The following is a 1700-nucleotide window of genomic DNA, read 5'->3' as shown; positions in this document are numbered from 1 at the left end:
GGTCGGGCGGGGCGATCACCGGTTCGTAGACGTAGGCCGAGGCGAACGTCCCGGGATGGTCCGCCTCGGTCTGCAGGCCGATCGCACCGCCCATGGAATGACCGGCCAGGTGCACGGCACCGGGGGAGCCATCCGCGGCCGGGACGGCCGCGGCCACCGCGCGCGCCGCGGTGAGCACGTCGTCGACCATGCTCGCCCAGGTGACGTCGCCGTCGTCCGGGGCGGGGGACTCCCCGTGCCCGCGCAGGTCGATCGCCCAGACCCGCCGCGACATGGTGAGCACGCGGGCCAGCGGCTCGTAGGCGCGCCCGCAGAACCCGGTGGCGTGGCAGAGCAGGATGACCGGGCCGTCGCCGCCGAGATCGTGCACGGCGATGGTCCGTCCCTGCCCGGTCGTCAGTCGCATGCGAGGCGGCCGTCTTCTCAGGCGGACCCCTCCAGCGCGAGCGAGCGGCCGATGACCTCCTTCATGATCTCGCTGCTGCCGCCGAGAATCCGGCTGATCCGCACGTCGCGGTACATCCGGGCGATCGGGTACTCCTCCATCCAGCCGTAGCCGCCGTGGAGCTGGACCCCGGCGTCGACGGCGTCGAACTCCAGCTCGGAGGCGAGCAGCTTCGCGGCGGCGGCCTCCTCGATGGTCAGGTCGCCGTCGAGCTTGCCGCGCAGGCAGGTGTCCACGAAACTCTGCACGGCCTGGGTGCGGGCGTGCAGAGCGGCAAGGACGAAGCGGGTGTTCTGGAAGCTGCCGATGGTGGTGCCGAACGCCTTGCGGCTGCGGACGTACTCGGCGGTGAGCTGCTGGGCCCGCCGGGCGCTCGCGACGCTGCTGATCGCGATGGACAGCCGCTCGGAGGCGAGGTTGCGCATGAGGTAGTTCATCCCCCTGAACTCCTCGCCGAGCAGGTTGGCGGCCGGCACGCGGGCGTCGGAGAAGAACAGCTCCGCGGTGTCCTGCGAGTGGGCGCCGACCTTGTCGAGCTTGCGGCCGCGCTCGAAGCCCGGCGTGCCGCGCTCGACCGCGATGAGGCTGAGCTTGGTCGGCTGCTCCTGCGGCTGCGTCTTGACCGCGACGACGACCAGATCCGAGATCAGGCCGTTGCTGATGAACGTCTTGGCGCCGTTGAGGACGAAGTGGTCGCCGTCGCGGATCGCGGTGGTGCGCATGCCGCGCAGGTCGCTGCCCGCGCCGGGCTCGCTCATCGCGACCGCGGTGATGATCTCCCCGGAGGCGTAGCCCGGCAGCCAGCGGGCCTTCTGCTCGTCGTTGGTCAGGTCGAGCATGTACGGGGCGAGGAGCTCATTGTGTAGCTGCAACGCGAGGCCGCTGACACCGGCAAGCGCGAGCTCCTCGGTGATCACCGCGTCGTAGCGCGGGTCGGTCATGCCGGCGCCGCCGAACTCCTCGGGCACCCGCAGGCCCAGCAGGCCCATCTCGCCCGCCTTGGTCCAGGCCGCACGGTCGACGATGCCGTTGCGCTCCCACTCATCGATGTGCGGCAGGCACTCCTTCGTGATGAAGGTCTGGACCAGCTCGCGGAACTCCTCGTGCTCGGGCTCGAAGATGGTGCGCTTCACAGGTCGGCTCCCGTCCAGATCCATGCGGCTCGACTCGCATCATGGCAAATAGCCGCCCAGGACGCCCGATTCGTACGATCGCCGGCCGGTTGGCCAGCTGGGCGGTCGGACGGGTGGTGGGC

2 protein-coding genes are annotated in these 1700 nt (G+C 70.7%); both read right to left on the bottom strand.

The window, feature by feature from the left end; all coding sequences use genetic code 11:
• Positions 1–406 (bottom strand): alpha/beta fold hydrolase (locus tag NBZ83_RS31975; RefSeq protein WP_261576491.1); only part of this gene is annotated, 406 nt, incomplete at its 3' end.
• Positions 407–423: 17 nt separating this feature from the next.
• Positions 424–1578 (bottom strand): acyl-CoA dehydrogenase family protein, encoded by a 1155-nt coding sequence (locus NBZ83_RS31970; protein WP_261571317.1) that lies wholly within the window; start codon positions 1576–1578, stop codon positions 424–426.
• Positions 1579–1700 lie beyond the last annotated feature (122 nt).

The sequence above is a fragment of the Frankia gtarii genome, from assembly GCF_025403375.1.
Classification (GTDB): domain Bacteria; phylum Actinomycetota; class Actinomycetes; order Frankiales; family Frankiaceae; genus Frankia; species Frankia gtarii.
Note: the sequence above shows the minus strand (reverse complement) of the source record. Positions and strands in the feature narration are given on the sequence as shown.